This window comes from Xanthomarina sp. (assembly GCF_035306705.1).
GTDB lineage: Bacteria > Bacteroidota > Bacteroidia > Flavobacteriales > Flavobacteriaceae > Xanthomarina.
Genome location: NZ_DATGNO010000057.1, coordinates 1 through 23,035, shown reverse-complemented (window position 1 = coordinate 23,035; position 23,035 = coordinate 1). Strand labels below are relative to the sequence as shown.

Below are 23,035 nucleotides of genomic sequence, written 5' to 3'. Positions count from 1 at the left end.
TATATTAAGCCTTAGCCTCTTTTTCTTTTTGTTGCGCGTCTATAACCGCAATGGCAGTCATGTTAACAATTTCGTCTACACTTGCATCCAGTTGAAGGATGTGAACAGGTTTTTTTAAACCCATCATAATTGGCCCTATTGAGTCGGCATTGTTGAGTTCTTTCAATAGTTTATAGGTAATATTAGCCGATTCCAAATTAGGAAAAATCAAAGTGTTTACTTTCTTTCCTGCCAATTTAGAAAACGGAAAAATATCTTGAAGCATGTCTCGGTTTAATGCAAAATCTGCTTGAAGCTCGCCATCAACTGCTAAATTAGGGTGTCTTTTATGCAAATAACTTACAGCCTCCCGCACTTTGATAGCCGTTTGGTTTTTTGAAGACCCAAAATTAGAATAGGAAATCATAGCCATTACTGGTTCCATTCCAAACATTTTAACCACTCCAGCCGTCATTTGAGTGATTTTTGTTAAATCTTCGGCTGTAGGGTTTATATTTATGGCTGTATCGCTTAAAAACAATGGACCACGTTGTGTTATCATTAAGTTTGTTGTTGCAATTCTGGTGGAATCTGGTGCTAAACCTATTAATTCTAATACTGGAGTTACTACGGAAGGATAGCTTCTAGAATACCCAGAAATCATGGCATCGGCATCTCCTTCGTTGACCATCATGGCCGCAAAATAATTGCGCTCTCTCATAATTTTTTGAGCTGAATACAAGGTAACTCCTCTTCTGTTACGTTGATTCCAATAAACTTTTGCGTATTTATTTTTACGGACCTCTTCCTCATCGGATTTAGGATCGATAATCTCTACATCAGAATCGAATTCAATCTCTTCTTTTAATTTTTCAATAAGATCACGTCTTCCAAGAAGAATGGGAATAGCAATTCCTTCGTCGTGCACAATTTGAGCAGCTTTCAACACATCTAAATGATCTGCCTCGGCAAAAACCACTCTCTTTGGATTGATTTTAGCTCTATTTAATAAGAGTCTAACTAGTTTATTATCTGAACCTAAACGCTCTAAAAGTTCTTCTTTATATTTTTCCCAATTTTCAATAGGCTCCTTGGCAACACCACTTTCCATAGCTGCTTTTGCTACTGCGGGTGGCACTTCGGCAATTAGCCTTGGATCAAACGGCTTAGGGATAATATATTCCTTTCCAAAAGTTAAACGAGTTTCACCGTAAGCAATGTTTACTTGTTCTGGAACTGGTTCCTTCGCTAAATTTGCCAAAGCAGTTACGGCAGCCATCTTCATTGCTTCGTTAATTTTTGTGGCTCTTACATCTAAAGCACCTCTAAAAATAAATGGAAAGCCAAGCACGTTATTCACTTGGTTTGGATGGTCTGAACGTCCAGTGGCCATAATAATATCGTCCCTGGTGTCTACGGCTAATTGGTATTCTATTTCAGGGTCTGGATTTGCCATTGCGAAAACAATCGGCTTTTCTGCCATGGACAATAACATGGCTGGGCTTACAATATTGGCTTTAGAAAGTCCAATAAATACATCGGCATTTTCCATAGCTTCGTCCAGCGTATCTATTTCTCTGTGAGTAGCAAATTCGGCCTTTTCATCTGTAAGATCGCCTCTAGTTTGTCTAATCACCCCTTTGCTATCCAACATGACGATATTTTCACGCTTGGCACCAAAAGCTTGATATAATCTGGTACATGAAATAGCGGCAGCTCCTGCTCCACTAATAACAATTCGTGCGTCCTCTATTTTTTTATCGGAAATTTCTAAGGCATTCAATAAAGCGGCAGCCGAAATAATAGCGGTACCATGCTGATCGTCGTGCATAACTGGAATATCCAATTCTTCTTTTAAACGTCTTTCTATCTCAAAAGCTTCGGGAGCTTTAATATCTTCTAAATTAATACCTCCAAAAGTTGGGGCAATCATTTTTACGGTTTGAATAAATTCTTCTACATCTTCCGTATTTACTTCAATATCAAAAACATTTATGTCTGCAAAAATTTTAAACAACAAACCTTTGCCTTCCATTACTGGCTTTGAGGCTTCAGGTCCAATATTACCAAGTCCTAAAACTGCAGTTCCATTGGATATTACTGCCACTAAATTTCCTTTGGCCGTATATTTATAGACATTGTTGATATCTTTTACAATTTCTAAACAAGGTTCTGCAACCCCAGGAGAATAGGCCAAAGACAAATCTCTTTGTGAGGCGTATTTTTTGGTTGGGATAACTTCAATTTTGCCAGGAGTTGGTTTGGCATGATATACTAGGGCTTCTCTACGTTTGCTTTGTTTGCTCATATTCTCTATTGATTTAAGCTTCTTCCAGAAAAATTCTGAACTCACAAATGTAATAATACTCAAACTTAAAGCCTAATCTTTTAAGAAATTGATGTTGCGTTTTAATCCAGAAAATTTAGTCCGCTTCACGGCCGATTTCTGAAAGACCTTTTTAAAAGTATCTTCGGTAATCTCTTCCCAATCTTTTCTGGTCATTGATAATAATTCGGGATGGGGATTAAACAGAGGCTCGTTATGTGGTTTTGAAAATCGATTCCATGGACATACATCTTGACAGATATCGCAACCAAACATCCAGTCTTCAAATTTTCCTTTAAACTCGGTTGGAATATTATCTTTTAACTCGATAGTAAAATACGAAATACATTTACTGCCGTCTACCACATAAGGTTCTGTAATGGCTTGTGTAGGACAAGCATCGATGCATTTGGTACAAGTGCCACAATGATCTGTAGTAATGGTATCATATTCCAGTTCCAAATCGATAATTAATTCGGCAATGAAATGAAAGGAGCCGGATTTCTGGGTCAATAACAAGGTATGCTTGCCCACCCAACCCAAACCAGATTTTGCTGCCCAAGCCTTATCTAAAACGGGTGCGGAATCTACAAAAGCACGACCTTCAACTTCGCCAATTTCATCTTGAATAAAATGTAGCAAGGATTTTAATTTATCTTTTATAATAAAATGATAGTCGGTGCCATAGGCATATTTTGAAAGCTTAAAAGTATTTTGAATTTGAGTTTCTTCGGGATAATAATTAAATAACAAGGAAACAACCGATTTTGAACCTTCTACCAATTTGGTTGGATCCAAACGTTTGTCAAAATGGTTTTCCATGTATTGCATGGTGCCATTCATGTTTTGGTTCAACCAATTTTCAAGTCTTGGCGCTTCTTCTACCAAAAATTGAGCTTTACTAATACCGCAAGACAAAAATCCGAGGCGTTTGGCTTCGGATTTTATAAGTTGCGTGTATTGCTGCTTTTTATCCACAGCGTAAAGTTAATACTATTTAATTTCTTTGTTTCAAAATTATTAATACCCACAAATTTCGAGAGACCAATTAATAAGTGATCCACTATCACCATCAGAGTCATCAGTAATTCTTAGTGTCCAATTTCCATTTGATTGGAGACCGTTAAAAGTGGCTAAACTTCCTTCTGGTTGGTATCTATTTGTAAAAGGAGCATCAGCACTTGTTATATTAACAATTAAAAGTGTTGCATCGTCGTCAAAAACGGTATTTACTAAATTATCTCCACTGCTACCATTATCCGTAGTTAATTCAACTATGGTAATGCCATCTGGCGCTATAAGAAATATCTCAAGGTCAGCTACCCAAGTATGATTAATGTTTAGCGTTACATTTATATCTCTAACCGTAAAGGAGTCTGGAACATTAATTATTGAGTTAGTTATTGTTCCACTATCAGGTCCCACAGGAAGAACCGTAGAATTCATCAATGTTTGACAAGGAACCTCCAAACCAGTTGCGGTTATAATTAATGGCGAACCACTTAACGGAGTGACTCCATCTGCCATAAATACACTGGCAGTTAATAATTGAGAGCCAACTGTATTACCAAGTACCCACTTATTAGTTACAATACCATTTGCATCACTCGTAGATGTTGATGAAAATATACTCCCTTCTGCTACCGAAAAACTAACCATAGCACCTTCGAAAGGTCTCCCATATTGATCTTTAATGACCATTTTTATTGGGTTTGCTAATTCGGTTCCTATTACTGCAGACTGGTTGGATCCTGAGCTAATTTCAATTCGATTTGCTAGAGAAGGAGCAACATCTCCGTCATCATCTGATGAACACGAGAAACTAAAAGCAACTAAAAGTGCTAATAATACATACTTTGATTTTGAAATTCTTGTTCGAATTTTTCTTGAATATTTTTTCATGGTTTTAAAATTTAAATGAATAATAGTTATATAGTGTTAATACAGCTTTTCCTTAAAAGGTTAACATATGGGATAAAAAAAACCGAAGCATTTTTAGCTTCGGTTTTAAAATAATTCTATATGTTTTTGAAATAAGTTTTTTTTGAGGTTCTTGGAACCTGAACATTTTAGAAATGCATTGAGCGATATGTCATTCTAAAACAAACCTCCTTGAGTTGGACCTTTTATTCTTCCAAGATGTTTATAAGCCAATTCGGTGACTTCCCTACCTCTTGGTGTTCGCATAATAAATCCTTCTTGAATTAAAAAAGGTTCATAAACCTCTTCAATGGTTTCGGCACTTTCGCTAACTGCTGTTGCAATAGTGGTAATGCCAACTGGACCGCCTTTAAACTTATCGATAAGTGTTGTTAAGATTTTATTATCCATTTCATCCAAACCATAAGCATCTACATGAAGCGCTTCTAAAGCAAACTTTGCAATTTTAATATCTATTTCTCCATTACCCTTAATTTGGGCGAAATCTCTAACCCTACGCAGCAATGCATTGGCTATACGAGGTGTTCCTCTACTTCTACCAGCAATTTCTACAGCAGCTTCCATAGAAGTAGGAACTTTTAAAATGGAGGCACTTCGTTGGACAATTGTGGTTAATAATTCCGTATTGTAATATTGTAATCTACTTTGAATCCCAAAACGTGCTCTCATAGGAGCTGTAAGAAGTCCTGAGCGTGTTGTGGCACCAACTAAAGTAAATGGGTTTAAATTTATTTGAACGGTTCTGGCGTTGGGGCCAGACTCAATCATGATATCAATTTTATAATCTTCCATGGCAGAATAGAGATACTCTTCTACAATAGGACTTAACCGATGGATTTCGTCTATAAATAACACATCCCTTTCATCCAGATTGGTTAAAAGTCCAGCCAGATCTCCAGGTTTATCAAGTACAGGTCCAGAAGTCACTTTTATTCCAACACTCAATTCGCTAGCTAAAATATGTGCTAAGGTGGTTTTTCCTAATCCAGGAGGTCCATGAAATAAGGTATGGTCTAAAGCTTCATTCCTTAAATTTGCGGCTTGAACAAATATTTGAAGATTTTCCAACACTTGATCCTGGCCTGTAAAATCGTCGAAGGATAAAGGTCTTAATTTTTTTTCTACGTCCAGTTCTTCTGGGCTAAAGTTATCTCCTGTAGGATCTAGGTTTTCGTTCATGCTAACTTCCCACGAAAGTGGAAATCTTATTAATTAAATTAATTGACTTATTTTGAATTAACTAAAAAACAAGTCGATAGAAAAAATAACTCCATTATTTCTTTGTGTAAATATAAAGAAAAAGCCTTTCTGATTTAAGAGAAAGGCTTTTTTGATTTTCTAAATCTTATTTGCGGTCCTTCAATTTGTAAAGGAACAAGTGCCGTATTGGATCTATTTCAACATTATAAGAACTAATGAAAAAGACCTTTAAATGAATTTCTTCAATTAAAGGTCTTTTATATAAGTTTTATGAAGCTCCTTTTATGAACTTCCTTTTTTCAAAGGGACTTAATGATGTAACTCTTCTTCTCCTTCTTTTAAAGGAACGTTTTGAGGCACAAAATCATCGTCATGACCTGGTTTGCTATAATCATATGGCCAACGGTAAACATGAGGAATTGCACCTGGCCAGTTTCCGTGTATATGTTTTACAGGAGCAGTCCATTCCAATGTAGTCGATCTCCATGGGTTTTGAGTTGCTTTTTTACCATAGAACATACTTACAAAGAAATTGTATAAGAATACTATTTGGAATATAGCTCCAATAATTGCGAACACTGTAATTACCACGTTAACATCATGCAAATCGTCAAATAGTGGAAATGCTGAGTTGGTATAATAACGTCTTGGTAATCCAGCCATTCCAATAAAGTGCATTGGGAAAAACACCCCGTAAGCACATATAGCTGTTATCCAGAAATGGATATACCCTAAGTTTTTATTCATCATTCTACCAAACATTTTTGGATACCAATGATACACCCCTGCAAACATTCCATAAAGTGCCGAGATACCCATTACTAAGTGGAAGTGGGCAATTACAAAATACGTATCGTGCACGTTAATATCTAAAGCACTATCTCCAACAATAATTCCTGTTAAACCACCAGTAATAAAGGTAGAAACAAATCCAATAGAGAACAGCATGGCCGTATTCATTTGAATATTTCCTTTCCATATAGTTGTTATCCAGTTAAAGGCTTTTACTGCTGAAGGAATAGCAATTAATAAGGTAGTAAATGTAAATACCGACCCTAAGAATGGATTCATTCCAGAAACGAACATGTGGTGACCCCAAACAATGGTTGATAGGAACGCAATGGCTAAAATTGAAGCAATCATGGCACGATATCCAAAAATAGGTTTACGTGAGTTTGATGCCAATATTTCAGAAACGATTCCCATGGCTGGTAAAATAACAATATATACTTCTGGATGTCCTAAGAACCAGAATAAATGTTCAAACAAAACAGGCGATCCACCTTGATAGTGAAGCACTTCACCTTGAATAAAAATATCCGATAAGAAGAAGGAGGTTCCAAAACTTCTATCCATAATTAACAATAAGGCTGCAGAAAGTAATACTGGAAAAGAAACCACACCAATAATAGCAGTTACAAAAAATGCCCAGATGGTTAAAGGTAATCTAGTCATAGACATCCCTTTAGTTCTTAAATTGATTACTGTAACGATATAGTTTAATGATCCTAACAAGGAGGAAGCAATAAAGATAGCCATAGAAATTAACCATAAGGTCATTCCCATTCCAGATCCAGGCTGAGCCATTGGCAAAGCACTAAGCGGTGGATAGATGGTCCATCCAGCTGCTGCAGGTCCTGCTTCAAGAAATAAGGATGACAACATGATTATTGCAGATAAAAAGAATAACCAATACGAAACCATATTTAAGAAACCAGAGGCCATATCTCGTGCTCCAATTTGCAACGGAATCAATAGGTTACTAAACGTACCACTTAAACCAGCTGTTAATAAAAAGAATACCATAATAGTACCATGTATGGTTACCAATGCCAAATATACATCAGCATCCATAACACCATCTGGTGCCCATTTTCCTAATAAAGCTTCAAATAACACATTTGGTTCTTCCGGCCATGCAATTTGTATACGAAACATAACCGACATTAATACACCTATAACACCCATAATGGTTCCTGTTATAAGGTATTGCTTAGAAATCATTTTATGATCCTGACTAAATATGTATTTAGTTATGAATGTCTCTTTATGATGATGCCCGTCATTTTCTTCGTGTGCGTGAGTATCTGCGTGTGTTGACATAATCTATTTATATACTTTTTTAAAAACGTTTCTTAATTTACTTAATTAAAGAATCCTTAAATTCCTTTTGTTCTTTTATCCAAGCGTCGTACTCTTCTTGAGTCTCAACAATAATATTCATTTGCATGTTGTAATGGGATTTTCCACAAATTTTATTACAAAGTAATAAGTAATGGAACTCGTAAGGATCTAATGCTTCCTCTCCCTTAGCAGCTAATTCTACACTCTTTTCTGCTCTAAGTCTATTGATATTAGCAACTTTATCCAACATCTCTGGCGTTTGTCTCATATCTGCAGTCGTTGTAACCGGAGTAAAACCAAACTGGGTAATCATTCCTGGTACACAGTTCATTTGAGCTCTAAAGTGAGGCATATATGCAGAGTGCAATACATCTTGGGAGCGGATTTTAAACAATACCGGTCTTCCTACAGGTAAATGTATTTCGGAAACAATAATATCGTCTTGACCATTAGGGTCTGCTTCATCCAATCCTAAAATATTGGCATTATCCAAGTTTATCAATCTTACGTTAGCTTGTCCTAAAGTATTATCATTACCACCATAACGCGCCTTCCAGTTAAACTGTTGAGCATATAGTTCGATAATTAATGGATCGTCGTCCTCATTGACGTTCATAATAGTAGTCCAAGTAAACAATCCGTAGATAATTAAACCAGATAAAACAATTACTGGAATAATAGTCCAGATAGCTTCTAAAGTATTATTATCCGCATAGAATAAGGCTTTTTTTCCTTTTTCTCCTCTGTATTTGTACGCAAAATAATGCAGTAAATACTGGGTGATAAATTGAACAATAAAAAGGATTACCAAGGTAATAATCATTAAATTATCAACTTGAGCCCCATGCTCTGATGCCGCATTTGATAATAAAGGTAAATCGCCCCAATAAATAAAACATATAAAGGTTAAGATATATATGAAGGCCAAGAAAGCCAACATAAGATAAGCATTTACCTTGTTATCATTGTCTGTTGCTATCTGTGTATTTGAAACGCCTACTTGCGCCAAATCAAATATTTTAACCATTTGCCAAATGGCTATAGCTACAAAAATTACTATTATAATTGTTAAAAAAGCTGTCATTGTCTTTTCTCTTCTTTAATTAAGTTTCTTAATAATGGAAATGTTCACTTTCCTTCAAAAATGGATTTCTTTTAACTACTAATGGTGCTTTGGTTAAAGCTGTAAATACGATGAATAAAAACAAACCTAAAAACAACATTACCGATCCGATTTCTGGAATTCCAAAACCCCATCTATCACCAACTGTTCCTGGCATGATCATAACATATACATTTATATAATGTCCTATTAAAACAATTACTCCGGACATAGCTACAAACCAAGGTAGACGTTTGTAATCACTATTCATTAAAACCAAGAATGGGAACACAAAGTTTAAAACCAACATTCCGAAGAAAAGTAAATTATAATCTTCAACACGTGTAATAAAATAGGTTACCTCTTCAGGGATATTTGCATACCAGATTAGCATAAATTGAGAGAACCATAAGTACGCCCAGAAAATACTAAAACCAAACATATATTTTGCTAAATCGTGAATGTGGCTATCGTTAACTACTTCTAAATATCCTTTAGATTTTAAGTATAAGGCAACAAAAGCAATTACCGTAATACCAGTTACAGCCATTCCAGCCCATACATACCAACCGAATAGGGTACTAAACCAGTGTGGATCTATACTCATTATCCAGTCCCAAGACATGATAGATTCTGTGTATATAAAGAACACTAAGAATCCTGCTGAAATACGGAACGCCTTTTTAAAATAACTATTATCTGTTGCCGTATCGTTAGCTTTAGAAAACTTACGAGCAAAGTAACTATACAAACTCCAACCAGCAATAAAGATAACTCCTCTTACAGCAAACCAACCAATACTTAACCAACTAGCTTTTCCTTGGAGTAATTTATCATCGGCCACTACATCTGGATTCATCCAAACAAAAAGATTGTAATCTCCTATTATTCCAGATGCCAATGCTATTGCTAACACGATAACTCCACCAGGCAATACGTAGGCTGAAAGACCTTCCATAACTCTAAATAGTACCGGAGACCATCCAGACTGAGATGCAATTTGAATGGCATAAAAAGACAACACGCCAATAGCAATCATAAAAAAGAAAAAGGCTGCAACATATAATGCAGACCAAGGTCTATTTGCTATTTGATGTTGTACATGCTCTACGTGTTTGGTGTGTTCATCAACTTGAGCGGAAGCATCTTGTGCTTTTGTTTCATGACCGTTATCTGAATGTTCTGAAACGCCAGCTACAGCATGATCTTCACCGTGATGAGACGCTTCTTCTGCAAGCATGGTTTCAACGTCTTCAAAAGATTTATGAGATGTCATAAAACCATATCCTACCCCTAATAGACCTAAAATCATTAAGGCAATAGAAAATGTCTTTAATTTATTTGAGAATGTGTACATATCTATATTGAATCTTTATCTTTCTTACTTTTATAATTTAGCTTTCAAATCTAATACATAAGCAACTACTTGCCAACGCTCTTCTTCATTAAGTTGGTTTGCATAGGACCCCATAGTGTTTTTACCGTAGTAAATAACATGGTAAATACTTCCAGCTGTAATAGCTCTACCTATATCGTCGTATTTTGGAATTCCAAGGATTTTTTCTCTTTTCACTAAATTCCCTTGTCCATCACCTTTGGTCCCGTGGCAAATTCCACAGTAAATGTCGTATAATCCTTTGGCACGAACAAAATCAATTTGAGTTGAATCCAATGGACTCATTAATTCTGTTTTTGCTAAATTATAATCATCAATGGTATTCGAGTAATCGAAAGGCAAATGTCCTCTAGGAACCGTTCCATCCACAGGTAATTGGGCTTCTACGCCATTACTAAAGGCAGCCGATTCTGAGTACGTTTCATAACTTACAGCTTCATACATATCTGGCATGAACTGGTAGTTAGGTTTTGACTTGTTTTGGCAAGCCACAAACGATGCGAATACTAATGCGATAACCGTTATTTTTACTAAGCTCTTCATATTACAATATTAATGTGCTTCTTCTTTTTCTATTAATTTAATTTCAACTGCTCCAGTTTCTTTAAGTAAGTTTTCTAAATCCAATTGATTTCCATGAACTGGGATTTCCATTAAAAAGTGGTCGTCTGTAGTTCTTAAATCTGGATTTTCAGCTTTTTTAAATGGCCACAACTTACTTCTTAAATAAAAGGTAATAACCATTAAGTGGGCAGCGAAAAATACGGTTAGCTCAAACATAATTGGTACAAATGCCGGGCTATTTTCCATATAACTAAAACTTGGCTTTCCACCAATGTTTTGAGGCCAATCGTCTATCATGATATAATTCATCATAACAATAGAAACAATTAAACCTAATAAACCATATATAAAAGATGTGATTGCTAATCTTGTTGGAGCTAATCCCATAGCCTTATCTAGTCCGTGAACTGGAAAAGGTGTATATATTTCTTCAATGTGATATTTTTCAGCCCTTACTCTTTTAACGGCGTTCATTAAAACATCATCATCTGTATAAATAGCGTGAATTACTTTTGAAGTTTCCATATGCTACTCGTCGTTTTTAGTTTTGTTAACTTGACTTCCAGAAGTTCTTTCATCAACTCCAGTTCCTACTAAACTTTGTCCAGATTCTCTTAGACTCTTATATTTATCTCCAGAAGATTTCAAAATAGTTTTTATTTCTGCTTGTGCAATCACTGGGAAGGTTCTAGCATATAATAAAAATAACACAAAGAAAAACCCAATGGTACCAATAAAGATTCCTATGTCTACAAATGTTGGAGAGAACATGGTCCATGATGATGGTAAATAATCTCTATGTAACGAGGTTACAATAATTACAAAACGTTCGAACCACATTCCTATGTTTACAACAATAGAGATAAAGAATGAAAACATGATACTTGTTCTTAATTTTTTGAACCACATAAATTGAGGTGAAAATACGTTACAAGTCATCATTGCCCAATATGCCCACCAGTAAGGACCAGTAGCTCTGTTTAAGAATGCATATTGCTCATATTCTACTCCAGAATACCACGCAATAAATAACTCGGACATATACGCCACACCAACTATAGAACCTGTAATCATGATTACAATGTTCATTAATTCAATATGTTGAACTGTGATATAATCTTCTAGGCTTGCTACTTTTCTCATTATAATAAGAAGCGTATTTACCATGGCAAAACCAGAAAACACGGCTCCGGCAACAAAGTACGGAGGGAAAATGGTAGTATGCCATCCTGGAACTATAGACGTAGCAAAGTCAAAAGATACAATGGTATGTACAGAAAGTACTAAAGGTGTTGCTAAACCTGCAAGAACCAAAGATACTTCTTCAAAACGTTGCCAATCTTTAGCACGTCCAGTCCATCCAAAACTTAATAAAGAATAAATTTTCTTCTGAAAAGGTTTAATAGCTCGGTCTCTTAGCATGGCAAAATCAGGTAATAAACCAGTCCACCAGAAAACTAGCGATACCGATAAATATGTTGAAATTGCAAACACGTCCCAAAGTAATGGTGAGTTAAAGTTTACCCATAAAGAACCAAATTGGTTTGGTATAGGTAATACCCAATATGCTAACCATGGACGACCCATATGTATAAGTGGGAACAAACCAGCTTGAATAACCGCAAAGATGGTCATTGCTTCTGCAGAACGGTTAATTGCCATTCTCCATTTTTGACGGAAAAGTAAAAGTACAGCAGAAATTAATGTTCCTGCGTGACCAATACCAACCCACCAAACGAAGTTAGTAATATCCCAGGCCCAACCTACGGTTTTGTTTAAACCCCAGGTACCTATACCAGTTGCTATTGTGTAAATGATACATCCTATTCCCCAGAGAAACGCTGCTAGTGCAATAGAAAAAACTATCCACCAAGATTTGTTTGCTTTACCTTCTACAGGTCGTGCTACATCCACAGATACATCGTGGTATGATTTTTCGCCTGTAACTAAAGGTCTTCTAATAGGTGCTTCGTAATGAGACGCCATAATCCTTCTATAATTATTTTCTTAATTCCTTTTTATTATGCTTCGGTTGTATTTCTCACTTTAGTATGATACTGCACATTTGGTTTTGTGCCAATATGCTCTAATAGGTGATACATACGGTTATCTTCTAAAAGTTTTGCAACTTTACTTTCCTTATCGTTGATGTCTCCAAATACCATGGCTCCATTGCTACATGCAGCAGAACAAGCTGTTTGGAATTCGCCATCCTTAATAACACGTCCATCACGTTTGGCATCCAGAATTGTTTTTTGTGTTTTCTGAATACACAAAGAACATTTTTCCATAACCCCACGAGAACGCACTACAACATCTGGGTTTAAAACCATACGTCCTAAATCGTCGTTCATATGATAATCGAACTCATCGTTTTTAGAATATAAGAACCAGTTAAAACGACGTACTTTATACGGACAGTTGTTTGCACAGTAGCGCGTACCTACACAACGGTTATATGCCATGTGGTTTTGTCCTTGACGTCCGTGTGAAGTTGCAGCCACTGGGCAAACAGTTTCACAAGGTGCATGATTACAATGCTGACACATAACTGGTTGGAAAGCTACTTGAGGGTTTTCTGAAGCATGCTCCATTTTACCAAACCCACTTAAAGAACTTCCTAATCCTGAAATGTTATTTTTATTTTCATTATCACCAGCAAAAGTTTCGTCAGAAGAATAATATCTATCAATACGCAACCAGTGCATATCGCGACTCTTACGTACTTCTTCTTTCCCTACTACCGGCACGTTGTTTTCAGCATGGCAAGCAATAACACATGCTCCACAACCAGTACAAGCGTTTAAGTCGATAGATAGGTTGAAGTGATGTCCAATAGAACGATCGAACTCATCCCAAAGACTTACTTCAGCAACTTCTGTTTCAACATGATTTAAAGACACAACTGTTGGAGGGTTCCAAACTTTTTTATCTTTCGTATTAAAAATCTCAAGAGAAGTTTCTTTAATAATATCTCCACGTCCCATTAACGTGTTATGCAACTGAATGCAAGCAAATTCGTGCATGCCTGATGCAGCAGTAACACTTATATTCTGAAACGTATTAAAGTCTTGGTATAATGCATAAGCATTTACACCCGTTTTCATTTCATTTTTTAATCCAGCAGTTCTTCCATAACCAAAAGATAGACCCACAGAGCCTATAGCTTGTCCTGGCTGAATAATTACCGGCACTTTTTCTATAGTAACACCATTGGCAGTAATATCTACATAGCTTCCATTTAGTCCACCATCTGCCATATGCTCGCTTTTTAAACCTAATGTATTAGCATCAGCTTTAGAAACGGTTAAATAGTTGTCCCAAGAAGTTCTTGTAAGCGGATCTGGAAACTCTTGTAACCATGGGTTATTGGCCTGTTGACCATCTCCCATTCCCACTTTGGTATATAAAGAAAGTTCTAAACCTCCTGAAGCACTGGTAGAAGCTAAACTTCTAGCAGCAGCAGCCCCGTCAATCTTAGAAATAGTTGAAGTATTGTTAGCAGTAGCTGTTTGTTCTTCTTCTTTTTTCAAGCCTAAACCTTGTGCAACGTCTTCTATAATTCCACCCACTAGGGTTTTATCGCCTTCAGTCTTTGTTTCTCCAGCGTTAACTGTTGTAGAAACAAAACCATCGGCTACGAAAACACCATCGTGTAAAGCTTGACTAAACGAGCTAGAGCCAAGAATTCCTTCGTTCCAAGTTTGTTTAATATAATCATGGTAAGATACTTCGCTTCCAATCCATTCTAACAAAGCATCTTGGAATTGCATGGTATCAAACAAAGGACGAATGGTTGGTTGCATTAAAGCAAAATGACCTTTCTTTAATTCTACATCTCCCCACGATTCTAAATAATGAGGTGCGGCAGCAATATATTGGGTTTGTCTAGCCGTTTCATCTGCTTTCATTGAAAAAGATAGCGTCAAATCTGTAGCTGCTAAACCTTCTGCAAAATCTGCTGCATTAGGCAAGGTATATATTGGATTAACACCACTCATAATAAGGGCTCCAACTTTCCCTGCTTTCATATCAGCAATTAAAGCGTTCATTGCTTTATCGCTTCCTTGTCTTGTTTTAATTGGCGTAGAAGGATCAAAAGCCTTAGAGTTTAAATATTCGTTAATCTCTAAAACCACTGTTTGAGCATTCACATCTTGTATTCCAGTTACCACAACGGCATTGCTGCCCGCTGTTTTAATTTGTGAAGCAGCTTTACTTACTGCATCTAAAATATTTTCTGGTAAATCGACTGAAACTGAGCCACCAACAACTTCACTATAAAGTTTAGCTAAAACCAACTTTTGTTGCGTTGGTGTTATCGGCACACGCTTATCTGCATTTGCTCCAGTTAAAGACATATTCGATTCAAACTGAATATGACGAGACATCTTCCCTTTAGTAGGAATACGTCCAGAGGCATATCCGGAGTCAAAACCACCACCTTGCCAATCGGAAAGGAAGTCGGCTCCAATAGAAACGATGGTAGCTGCTTTTGAAAAATCGTAACTAGCTAAACCACGTTCGTTATATTTTGCTTGGAAGGCATCCAGCCCAGTAGATTCTGAAATAGAGTCGTACTGCACGTGATTAACGTTTCCAAATTTTTGTTTAAATTCTCCAATCAATTTTGAAGTGGAAGGACTGGCAAAGGTTTGTGTTAATAATACAATTTGCTTTCCAGAATCAGTTAATGCCGATAATCCTTGAGCAACTTCAGCATTTAAATCTTCCCAAGAGGTATATTCTCCCTCCTTCATTGGACCTTGTACTCTCATACTATCGTACAACCCTAAAACCGAAGCATGTACTCTAGCATTAGCACCACCATTTGTGGTTGCCAGGGTATTGTTTTCAATTTTAATTGGACGACCTTCGCGAGTTTTTACCAATACGCTAGTAAAATCAAATCCATCTGCAATAGTAGTTGCATAGTAATTGGCTACCCCAGGTATTATAACATCGGGTTGAATTACATAAGGAATGGATTTAACAACTGGCCCCTCGCACGCTGCTAAAGATGCCGCAGCTGTACTAAAACCAACATATTTTAAGAAATCACGACGTGTTGTTTTAGAACTTTCCAAAGAATCTTTATCACCTAAAAACTCATCGGTAGGAATTTCTTCAACAAACTCGTTTTGTTGTAGAGCCTTAACAATAGAGCTATCTTCGTTCAGCTCCTCAACACTTTTCCAGTATTTCTTGTTTGATGACATATTATATAATGAATTACTTCTTATTATTTTTAATTATTTTATATCTCTATAGAGAATTTAATAGTGGCACTTACCACATTCTAAACCTCCCATTTGAGCTACTGTAAGCTTATCTACCCCATACTTTTTAGATAATTCTTCGTGTATTTTGGTATAGTAAGCATTGTCTTCAACTTTTACGTTTGTACCTCTATGACAGTCTATACACCAACCCATTGTTAAAGGGGAATATTGCGACATAATTTCCATAGTCTCAACTGGACCGTGGCAAGTTTGACATTCCAAACCACCAACAGTAACGTGTTGCGAGTGATTAAAGTAAGCAAAATCAGGTAAATTATGGATTCTTACCCATTTTACCGGTTGCGAATCGCCTGTGTAAGCTTGATCCTCATCACTCCATCCTGCTGCTGCATATAATTTTGCAATTTCTCCATCATAAAATTCTTTACTGTATTCATCGGTTGCAGTTGTTTCAGCAACTTCATAAACAGATTTATGACAGTTCATACATACATTTAAAGATGGAATTCCAGAAGTTTTACTAACTCTTGCTGAAGAGTGACAGAATTTACAATCTATTCCGTTATCTCCGGCGTGAATTTTATGTGAAAAATGAATTGGTTGCACTGGTTGATAACCTTGGTCAACACCTATCTGCATTAAATAACCATAAACGTAATATCCGCTGGCCAATAGTAAAAAGATAACTGTTACCAATACTAAAAATTGGTTTTTAACAAAAGCTTTCCAAATAGGAGTGCGTTCTGTTTTAGTAATATCTACGCCCTTAGCGTCCGCAAAACGAGTTAAGGTACGTCTAACTAATAACAATGCCATTGCCAACAAAGCAAACAACAATGCTAGCGCCCCTAAAACAACTTTGTTAGAAATACCAGAATCGGAAGCAGATCCCGAAGCACCTCCTCCAGCAACATCGGCAGCAGGCGCAGCAACTGCACGCTCTTGCGATGTATAAGCTAGGATATCGTTAATATCCTCATCTGATAATTGTGGGAAAGGAGTCATCGCAGCTCCTCCATATTCATCGAAAATCTTTTGTGCATAAGCATCTCCAGATTTAAGGACAGCAGAACTATTACGAATCCATGCTGCTAGCCACTCTCTATCTAAACCTTGTTCGTCTGCTAGAATTTGCTCGATATTACGCAAAGCTGGCCCTGTCATCTTCTTATCTAATTGATGACAAGCAGCACAATTGGTATTGAATAAGGTTTTTCCTTTTTCAGGATCGCCGTCTTGAGCGAAAATCGAGGTTGAAAGTGTTAGAATAAAAATTAAACTTAATGTAAGCACATTTCTACTTAACTTACGGTCACTCACCTGTTTCATATTAATAGTTGAATTAACTTCTTTAGTTTGGTATGATTTTTTCACTTAGGTAAACAAAAATTACAATTAGATACAATTATAAAATCACTCGCAAAAATAGTATTAAAAGTCGATTCTAGAAATGTTAGGGAAGTGTTAATTGGTAATTTAGAGGTATTCTAAATAATAAATCGATATAAAAATCAGTTTATATCACATACATTTGCATTAAACAACCTTGAAAATGAAAATATTGAACTCAAAGAACAGTCTTTACACCCTTGGATTTATGGTATTGTTTACCAGCCTAAGTTTTGCGCAACAAGGCAACGTAATTGTCAATCAAGATAAGGAAATTGACCAATTATTGAATTTAAAGAAGACTATTAACACCTCAGAAAACACTTCTGATAGGTATAAAATTCAAATTTACTCCGGACATAGAAGCGAAGCTGAAAGCACACAAAGCAACTTTAGAGCTTTAAGTCTAGAAATGCCTTCGAAATTGGTTTACGAAACACCAAACTATAAAATATGGGTAGGTAATTATAGAACCCGTTTGGAAGCTGATAGAGCTTTGATTAAAGTAAAAGCCAAGTTTCCTACAGCTTTCATCTTTAAGCCTAAGAAAGACAAGGAGTAGCTTGTTTAGGTTTAAATTGAAGCTGTTAATGCTCTCTGACTTTAGAGCAGGAATGGCGTAAAGCGAATAAAAATACTGAAGAGAACTAAAGAAAAGCCGTCTAAAATTGATGTTTCAAAAGAGACTAACTCTAAGAAAAACCATTTTTAGACGGTCATTATTTTTTATTGTACCACTAGTTTTTTCAAAAAAATCTGATCATTCGTAGTTAGTTTTATAAAATATACTCCTTTAGACAATTTAGAAACGTCTATTTGAGATTTTAACTCCATATGTTTCATAACCAGTCTCCCAGAGATATCGAAAAAATCTATTTCCTGAATTTGCCATTTCTCAAAATTACCAATAGTTATAATTGTATTTGAAGGATTGGGATAAATGCTTATCTGATTTTCCATCAGCAAATTTCTTACACCTAAAGTCGTGTCCTGCACATCTCCCGTTAGAGAAATAATTGCTCCACAAAGCGATTGTGTTACCGATGTTTCTTCAGTCCAATTTCCTAGGGATAAACTAGGTGGGTTTGGCAAGGATGGTTCGGTGTTATAATATAATACATAGGTATTGGCAAATGTACCGTTTCCATCGTCGGCATAAATTTCCCAACGAGTGCCACTCTCATTCCATGCTATTTGAAACTCACAATTTCCTATTCCTCCACATGGCGAGTCTTCATCTACCGGAGTAGTTTCAAACGTATTCCTTCCCGTGTTATCTACAGTTTTTTGAATAAATACATAGTCCTGATTTTCTATTAACGGATGACATGCATTAAGTGTTATAGTCTGTGAATAAACACAGGTTCCGATTAAAACAAAAATCAGTCTTAAAATATAATTTCTCTGCTTCATAAGTACCATTTAGTTTTGAGATGGGAAAACGCCCTGTAAAGCAATAATAAAAGTTACCGTTTGATAGGGCTGTACAATACTAAAGGGTTGATTGTACCCCGTACTTCCAATCATACCAGAATTCATTGTGGTTGGTGTACCCACAGAAGCATATTCTTTATCTAGTAGTTTTGTATTTGCAGGAAAATTACTTTCTGGAGACGAACTATCACCCTCATTCAACACGGCATTTACTTGATGGCTGTGTGCTGGTAAATTAGCAACTGTTAAAGAAACGTTAGAGTCACCTCCGGCTTGACCATGCCCGTAGGAAGGTAAGCCAGGACCATTACCAGAATGCATGGGTACACGTCCTCTTAAATCTGGAAGCGCAAATGTTGTTTGTCCGTTTCCGCCATAGGCTGTACCTATTATGGCAAATAAAACACTGTTTTGTGAAATTGCCAATAACTGTCCTTCACATTTTGCCCATCCAGATGGGGCATAACTCCCTGCAAACATTCTAATTTCACCCACATAAGGATCTTGTGCACTTGCTAAATGACTCACGCTTAAGCATAATAAAAGGAATAAAATAGTAATTGTTTTCTTCATGATAAGATTGATTTTAAGTTTATATAATTTTATGGAAAAGTAAATAAATTCTTTCAATCCTAAAATAAAAAAAGCGACCAATTGGTCGCTTTTTTCTTTACTTATAATTACAAATTATTTCAATTTCTTTTTAACTTCTACCTCATGGTAAGCTTCAATTATATCTCCTTCTTTAATGTCGTTATAATTTTTAATTTGCATTCCACAATCGTATCCTTTAGCGACTTCTTTAGCATCGTCTTTAAAACGTTTTAATGAACTAAGTTCTCCGGTATAGATTACAACACCGTCACGTATTAAACGAACCCCAGAGTTTCTAAATATTTTACCGGTTAATACCATACAACCAGCAATGCTTCCAATTTTAGATACTTTAAAGATTTCTCTAATTTCAGCTGTTCCAGTAATTTCTTCTTTAAGTTCTGGAGACAACATTCCTTCCATGGCGTCTTTAAGATCGTTGATAGCATCGTAGATAATAGAATACATTCTGATATCGATTTCTTCTTTATCTGCAATTTGACGTGCATTACCCATTGGTCTCACGTTAAATCCAATAATAATGGCATCGGAAGCTGTTGCTAACAAGACATCACTTTCTGTAATTGGACCAACTCCTTTATGAATAATGTTTACTTCGATTTCTTCGGTAGATAATTTCTGGAACGAATCTGTTAAAGCTTCAACAGAACCATCTACATCTCCTTTAAGAATGATGTTCAACTCTTGGAAATCTCCAAGTGCAATACGTCTTCCAATTTCATCTAAAGTAATATGACGTTGTGTTCTAACAGATTGCTCACGTTGTAATTGTGTACGTTTGGTTGCAATTTGTCTCGCTTCACGCTCGTCTGCAAATACATTGAATTTATCACCTGCTTGTGGTGCGCCATCCAGACCTAAAATAGATACTGGTGTAGACGGTCCTGCAGCAATAATTTCTTTTCCACGCTCATCGTGCATGGCTCTAACTTTTCCACTGTGTTTCCCAGCTAGTACATAATCTCCTACTCTTAGGGTTCCTGCTTGCACCAATATAGTTGATACATAGCCTCGACCTTTATCTAAAAAGGCTTCGACAACAGTTCCTACAGCAGCTTTATTTGGATTGGCTTTAAGATCTAATAACTCAGCTTCAAGCAATACTTTTTCTAATAATTCTTTCACCCCAGTTCCTACTTTCGCTGAGATATCGTGAGATTGGATTTTTCCTCCCCAATCTTCTACCAACAAGTTCAACTTAGCAAGTCCTTCTTTAATTTTTTCAGGATTGGCCGTTGGTCTATCTATTTTATTGATAGCAAAAACTATTGGTACTCCGGCAGCCTGCGCATGCGCTATGGCTTCCTTGGTTTGAGGCATTATATCGTCGTCGGCAGCTACTACAATAATTGCAATATCTGTAACTTGGGCTCCACGAGCACGCATCGCCGTAAAGGCTTCGTGACCAGGAGTATCCAGGAAAGCCATTTTTTGGCCATTTTCTAGTTGTACCGCATAAGCTCCAATATGTTGGGTAATTCCACCAGACTCACCAGCGATTACATTTTCTTTACGGATATTATCCAATAAAGATGTTTTACCGTGATCCACGTGACCCATTACCGTAACAATTGGTGCACGTTCAACTAAATCTTCAGGTTTATCTTCAACTCTTTCAATAGCATCCTCAATACCAGTGTCTACAAATTCAACCTCAAATCCAAATTCTTCGGCTACAATAGTTAGAGTTTCAGCGTCTAAACGTTGGTTCATGGTTACCATCATTCCTAGCGACATACATGCCGAAATAATCTGGGTTACCGGAACGTCCATCATTGTCGACATTTCGCTAGCTGTTACAAATTCTGTAACTTTTAGAATTTTGCTATCTGCAGCTTCAGCTTGTTGATCTTTAGCTGTTTGCTCTCTGTGTAAATCTCTTTTATCTCTACGATATTTAGCACCTTTTCCTCTACTGGATTTACCTTGTAGTTTCTCTAAGGTTTCACGTACTTGTTTTTGTACTTCTTCCTCACTAGGCTCTTCTTTAACCGTGGCTCTTCTGCCTTTACCAACAACACCAGGTTTTCCTTTAAATCTGTCGCTTGCTCCTCTTGCAGGAGTAGCAGTGGTAGTTGCACTTCCAGTACCTGGAGCTCCTGCCTTGCTAATTCTACGACGCTTTTTCTTATTGGCGATTCCAGCTTTATCAGCTTTCTTTTTATCGTCTATTTTTTTCTTTGGTTTATTAAATTGAGATAGATCTATCTTCTCTCCAGCAATTTTAGGTCCCGAAAGTTTTTGGTATTGCGTTTCTAATCTTTCCTCCTCCACAGGTGCTTCAGGGGTTTTAGGCGCTTCTTTTTTAGGGTCGGCCTTTTTAGGCTCAGCCTTTACAGGTTCTACTTTTGTAGGTTCTGCTTTTGTAGTTTCTATTTTTTTAGAGTTGTCTTCCTTTGGCTTTTCGGTAATCTTCTCTATATCTTTTGTAGTTGGTTTTTCAACTGCTTTTTCTTTAGGTTTTTCAGGTGCTTTTTCAGCAGCTTTTTCAATAACCTTTTCTGAAACTATTTCAGGCGTTTTCTCAACTGGCTTTTCAGCTTTTACCTCTTCCTCCTTTTTAACAGGGGCTTCGGCAACTTTTTTGTTTGGCTCCAAGTCAATTTTACCAACTTGTTTTGGACCAGTCAAAGTAGCTTTAGCTTTTACAACCTCGGCCTCTTTAGCCTCAGCTTCTCTTTTAGCTCTAGCCTTTTCCTTTTCTTCAAGCTCACGATCACGCTGTTCTTTCAAAGCTTCTTTTTCCTTTTGCTTTGCCTCACCAACTTCTTGGGACGCCATTTTTTTACTGGCATCTGTTTGAAATTCGTCGGAAAGAACCTGGTAAACCTCGTTTGAAATTTTTGTAGTAGGACGCTTCTCTATCTCGACACCTTTGGAATCCAAGAACTCCACGGCGCGATCTAAAGAAATGTTCAACTCGCGTAATACTTTATTTAATCTAATTGTTTCAGCCATAAATTGCTTTAATATAACCTAAAAATATGTTATTCTTCAAATTCTTCTCTAAGAATTCTAATAACATCTAAAATTGTTTCTTCTTCTAAATCTGTTCTTTTTACTAAATCTGCCACCTCTTGTTCTAAGATGCTTTTGGCAGTATCTAAACCAGCTTTGCTAAACTCAGCAATGATCCAGCTTTCTATTTCATCAGTAAATTCAGATAATTCAACGTCTTCTTCAGCACCTTCTCTAAATACATCAATCTCGTAGCCAGTTAATTGTCCAGCCAAACGAATGTTGTGCCCTCCACGTCCAATGGCCTTACTTACTTCTTCTGGTTTTAAAATAGCTTCGGCACGTTTATTCTCCTCATCTATTTTAACCGACGTTACACGAGCAGGACTTAGAGCTCTAGTAATATACAACTGTAAATTTGATGTATAATTAATAACGTCAATATTTTCGTTTCCTAACTCACGAACTATGCCATGGATTCTAGATCCTTTCATTCCAACACAAGCTCCAACAGGATCTATTCTATCGTCGTAAGAGTCTACAGCTACTTTTGCTTTTTCACCAGGAATTCTTACTACTTTCTTAATGGTAATTAAGCCATCGAATACTTCTGGGATTTCTTGTTCGAATAATTTCTCCAAGAAAACCGGTGAGGTACGAGACATAATAATAGTAGGCTTATTTCCTTTTAGCTCAACACTTTCAACAATACCACGCACATTATCACCTTTTCTAAAAAAGTCTGAAGGAATTTGTTTTTCCTT

The 23,035-nt window shown here is 36.5% G+C and carries 16 protein-coding genes and 1 pseudogene; 1 reads left to right on the top strand and 16 read right to left on the bottom strand.

What is annotated here, in order from left to right; translation table 11 throughout:
* Window positions 1-4: 4 nt before the first annotated feature.
* The 12 genes from VKY47_RS04845 to VKY47_RS04790 form a co-directional block, all read right to left on the bottom strand.
* Window positions 5-2,287: an NADP-dependent malic enzyme gene (locus VKY47_RS04845; protein WP_324310826.1), complete on the bottom strand. Its 2,283-nt coding sequence runs from the start codon at window positions 2,285-2,287 to the stop codon at window positions 5-7.
* Between the two features lie 72 nt (window positions 2,288-2,359).
* Window positions 2,360-3,283, bottom strand: a complete 924-nt coding sequence (gene queG, locus VKY47_RS04840; RefSeq protein ID WP_324310824.1) for a tRNA epoxyqueuosine(34) reductase QueG — start codon at window positions 3,281-3,283, stop codon at window positions 2,360-2,362.
* 42 nt (window positions 3,284-3,325) lie between these two features.
* Window positions 3,326-4,006, bottom strand: coding sequence for a proprotein convertase P-domain-containing protein (locus VKY47_RS04835; RefSeq protein WP_324310822.1), 681 nt, complete (start codon window positions 4,004-4,006; stop codon window positions 3,326-3,328).
* A gap of 396 nt (window positions 4,007-4,402) precedes the next feature.
* The gene (gene ruvB / locus VKY47_RS04830) at window positions 4,403-5,425 is read right to left on the bottom strand and encodes a Holliday junction branch migration DNA helicase RuvB (RefSeq protein ID WP_324310820.1); all 1,023 of its coding nucleotides are present in this window, start codon (window positions 5,423-5,425) and stop codon (window positions 4,403-4,405) included.
* 330 nt (window positions 5,426-5,755) lie between these two features.
* Window positions 5,756-7,549 (bottom strand): cytochrome c oxidase subunit I, encoded by a 1,794-nt coding sequence (locus VKY47_RS04825; RefSeq protein ID WP_324310818.1) that lies wholly within the window; start codon window positions 7,547-7,549, stop codon window positions 5,756-5,758.
* Between the two features lie 37 nt (window positions 7,550-7,586).
* Window positions 7,587-8,654, bottom strand: a complete 1,068-nt coding sequence (locus VKY47_RS04820; RefSeq protein WP_324310817.1) for a cytochrome c oxidase subunit II — start codon at window positions 8,652-8,654, stop codon at window positions 7,587-7,589.
* Between the two features lie 28 nt (window positions 8,655-8,682).
* A complete protein-coding gene (locus VKY47_RS04815; RefSeq protein WP_324310815.1) occupies window positions 8,683-10,029 on the bottom strand; it encodes a quinol:cytochrome C oxidoreductase in 1,347 nt (448 codons plus the stop codon).
* Between the two features lie 30 nt (window positions 10,030-10,059).
* Window positions 10,060-10,611, bottom strand: a complete 552-nt coding sequence (locus VKY47_RS04810) for a c-type cytochrome (RefSeq protein WP_324310813.1) — start codon at window positions 10,609-10,611, stop codon at window positions 10,060-10,062.
* Between the two features lie 9 nt (window positions 10,612-10,620).
* Entirely contained in the window at window positions 10,621-11,157 is a 537-nt protein-coding gene (locus VKY47_RS04805; protein ID WP_324310811.1) for a DUF3341 domain-containing protein, read from the bottom strand.
* 3 nt (window positions 11,158-11,160) lie between these two features.
* Entirely contained in the window at window positions 11,161-12,618 is a 1,458-nt protein-coding gene (gene nrfD / locus VKY47_RS04800) for an NrfD/PsrC family molybdoenzyme membrane anchor subunit (protein WP_324310809.1), read from the bottom strand.
* A gap of 35 nt (window positions 12,619-12,653) precedes the next feature.
* A complete protein-coding gene (locus tag VKY47_RS04795; RefSeq protein ID WP_324310807.1) occupies window positions 12,654-15,851 on the bottom strand; it encodes a TAT-variant-translocated molybdopterin oxidoreductase in 3,198 nt (1,065 codons plus the stop codon).
* A gap of 57 nt (window positions 15,852-15,908) precedes the next feature.
* Window positions 15,909-17,204 (bottom strand): c-type cytochrome, encoded by a 1,296-nt coding sequence (locus VKY47_RS04790; protein ID WP_324310806.1) that lies wholly within the window; start codon window positions 17,202-17,204, stop codon window positions 15,909-15,911.
* Window positions 17,205-17,427: 223 nt separating this feature from the next.
* Between VKY47_RS04790 and VKY47_RS04785 the strand changes: the two genes are divergently transcribed.
* On the top strand, window positions 17,428-17,826 hold the full coding sequence (locus VKY47_RS04785; protein WP_324310804.1) for an SPOR domain-containing protein: 399 nt from the start codon (window positions 17,428-17,430) through the stop codon (window positions 17,824-17,826).
* A 164-nt stretch (window positions 17,827-17,990) separates the two neighbouring features.
* Here the strand turns inward: VKY47_RS04785 and VKY47_RS04780 are convergent, their stop codons facing one another.
* The 4 genes and pseudogenes from VKY47_RS04780 to VKY47_RS04765 form a co-directional block, all read right to left on the bottom strand.
* Entirely contained in the window at window positions 17,991-18,677 is a 687-nt protein-coding gene (locus VKY47_RS04780; RefSeq protein ID WP_324310803.1) for a T9SS type A sorting domain-containing protein, read from the bottom strand.
* 9 nt (window positions 18,678-18,686) lie between these two features.
* Window positions 18,687-19,271, bottom strand: a complete 585-nt coding sequence (locus VKY47_RS04775) for a phage tail protein (RefSeq protein ID WP_324310801.1) — start codon at window positions 19,269-19,271, stop codon at window positions 18,687-18,689.
* Window positions 19,272-19,385: 114 nt separating this feature from the next.
* Window positions 19,386-22,271, bottom strand: coding sequence for a translation initiation factor IF-2 (gene infB / locus VKY47_RS04770; RefSeq protein WP_324310799.1), 2,886 nt, complete (start codon window positions 22,269-22,271; stop codon window positions 19,386-19,388).
* A gap of 29 nt (window positions 22,272-22,300) precedes the next feature.
* Window positions 22,301-23,035, bottom strand: a pseudogene (locus VKY47_RS04765) (transcription termination/antitermination protein NusA); the annotation flags it as partial.